This window comes from Desulfonatronospira sp. MSAO_Bac3, from assembly GCF_003838035.1.
Taxonomy (GTDB): Bacteria; Desulfobacterota; Desulfovibrionia; order Desulfovibrionales; family Desulfonatronovibrionaceae; genus Desulfonatronospira; species Desulfonatronospira thiodismutans.
Window position 1 is genome coordinate 1 of sequence record NZ_QYZY01000131.1, and the last position, 2,515, is coordinate 2,515.

Genomic DNA, 2,515 nt, shown 5'->3' on the forward strand with positions numbered 1-2,515 from the left:
GCCTATTGGGCAGGACTTCATTTTGCCGGCCTTGTCAAAACATGTACTTATATTCTGTTCATCGCTCCATCTGACGATCTGCTCGGCAGCCTCGTTTGCGCTTCTAATGGGCTTATCCATCTTTAATTCCTCCGGATTTATTTATCGAACTTTATCTGATGCTCTCTACATCATGGGATCCATGCCAAGAGCTGGATGTCCTACCTTTTCCAGGTATTCTAGTACTTCCATCTCGGTGGTGGCCACTGTCTCATCGGCGATCTTGTCCAGCATGTCAGGCTCGCCCACCTTTTCGGCCTGGGCCTGGAGCATGTTGCGCAGGCGTTCCTTCAGGTGCGAGGGCATCCATACCAGGCGTTTGAATCCTCCCTCTGCTGAAATGAATTTGTCGCTGCCCAGGTAAAACTTGCCCACCCCCAGAAATCCCGGGGTCTGTATACCGCCGCCAACCATTCCAGCCAGGGTGGAAAAGGTCATACCGCTGGGGGTCATGCCGGAAAAGTCGCGATCCACCACCATAACCCCGTTGGCAGCGGGCAGCAGGGCCACAATGCACTCAAAGCAGCCGCAGGAGGTCATGGGGTCTTCCAGGATGCTGTAGGCCTTGAGCCTTTCCAGGTTGCCCTTGGAGGCCTGGGATATAAATTCGTTGACCCCCTGCCATTCACCCTTGTGCTGGTCTATAACCTCGCCCTTGGCCACCGGCTTATTGGGTCCGGATGGGTCGATTTCGTAGGAGGCCTGGCCGTCCAGCCAGTTGTAAGCGCCGCACAGGCCCAGACGCTCCGGAGTAATGACGCAGACATGGTTGGGTGCAAAGGACTGACACAGGCTGCAGGAGTAAAAGGTATCCACTGATTCGTCCTTGAGACCGGCCAGGCGCTCGTCACGTTCATTATACAGGGTCCTGGCCTCCTGCAGGATTTCGTTGACCTTGTCCTCTTCTGTATAAAGGGTTACCTGGACCTTGTCCGCAATGGAGGGAAAATCGGACAATAGCTTGGCATGCAGGATATCGCCTATATGACTGAGCTTGAACCCCTTTTCCCTGGCCTGCCTGCTGATGCGGATCCAGGAAATGTCCCTCTGGCCCATGTGCATTATACCCTCGGCGCTGTTTATCAGGTGATGAAACTGCCTTTCCAGAATGGGCTCAAAATCCTTCTGCATCTTGCGTCCGGCAACGTCCACCACTATAGCTAAGGGCAGTACCCCCACCGGCTCCAGCTCATCGATGTCCGGACCCACAACCTCTATCCGGCCGTCCTCCACCTCTTCCATCTCCCGCATGCGCAGCAGTTCGCAGCAGGTGGATTTGCGGCCTCCGCATTCGGCGAAAAGATCATCCTTGCGCACCCGCTCGCCCTCAAAGGCCGGGCCGTAGGACAGGGGAATGGGTATCTCGGTGACCGTCACCTTGAGCCCGCGCACCTCGATGGCTTTCTGAACGATCTTGTCGTGGGGTATGGACGACACCACGTGCTCGTAGGTACAGACACCCGTGGGCAGAATCTCCGGAATATCCGTGTCTGCAATGGTGGGAAATCCGTAGCTTATGGCCCCGGCGGCGGTGGCGTACTTCTCGTCGTCCACCTCGCCCAGGGCGATGACAAAGGCGAATATGCGCTGCTTGTTGTATTTTAAGATATTCTTGAAGTCCCCCGGCTTTACCCCGCCGAAGGACATGGCCGCCCTGGCCGCAAAGCCAAGGGAGTAAACCTGGCCGTGGACTTCATTGTCAAAGGGGACCAGTCGGGTGTCCCAGCCCAGCTGCACCCCTTCCTCGGCCAGCTGGTCAGCGAAACAGACCCCGTTGGTGCTGCCGGCCATAAATACGTACAGGCTTTTCTGCTGCAGTTCCCTGGCGATCTTCACCGCGGTCTCGTTGTCCGGTGCCGCTCCCACAACAGCAGCAAATCCGGGAGCGCTGCCGTCAACAAACTCCACTCCGCGCTGGCGCATGATAGCGTCATCAGCAGCACCCAGGTAAATGCCGTGAACCGGTGAAGGGCCAATTACATAACGCACTCCCTGCATTATCTCCTGGGCGAAAAGTGTGGATATGCCGCTGTCTAAGGTCTGACCCAGGTAAGGCAGCCAGAGGGAATCCGTGGGAATCTCGCCCAGCATGTCCCTGGCCAGTGCCAGGGGCTTTTCCATATCTGAAAGCTTCTCTACCTTGTGTCCGCTCAAGGCGTAAATCACAGGCAGATAGTAGCCGGTATTGGGAAAGGCCACCGGTTCATCCGGGCCTTTGGCGTCAATGGCCTCTTTGAGGCGCTCCTCGGCACGTGAGACTATGGCATGCGCTCCGCGTATGGCTGCAGACGCTATTATCTTTGACATGTGAAATCCTCCTGGTATGCTTTAATATCTCTTGACCAACGCGGGCTGTGCCCGCAACCCAATAAAGAAAAGAGCTATTTGACAGGATTAACAGGATTAAGAGATGGATAAAGAAAAAAATCATTTTGTCCTGGCCGGAAGCCAGGCCAAAAGGTTATCACTCCAGCAC

General features: G+C 55.7%; 1 protein-coding gene. It reads right to left on the bottom strand.

Translation table 11 applies throughout. The features are described from left to right. Positions 1 to 165: 165 nt before the first annotated feature. Entirely contained in the window at positions 166 to 2,346 is a 2,181-nt protein-coding gene (gene acsB / locus D5S03_RS04760; protein ID WP_008868933.1) for an acetyl-CoA decarbonylase/synthase complex subunit alpha/beta, read from the bottom strand. Between the last annotated feature and the right edge of the window lie 169 nt (positions 2,347 to 2,515).

What these genes read in the sequence shown, in the direction of transcription:
- acsB (WP_008868933.1), bottom strand. Translation starts at nt 2,346, where the DNA reads ATGTCAAAGATAATAGCGTCTGCAGCCATACGCGGAGCGCATGCCATA.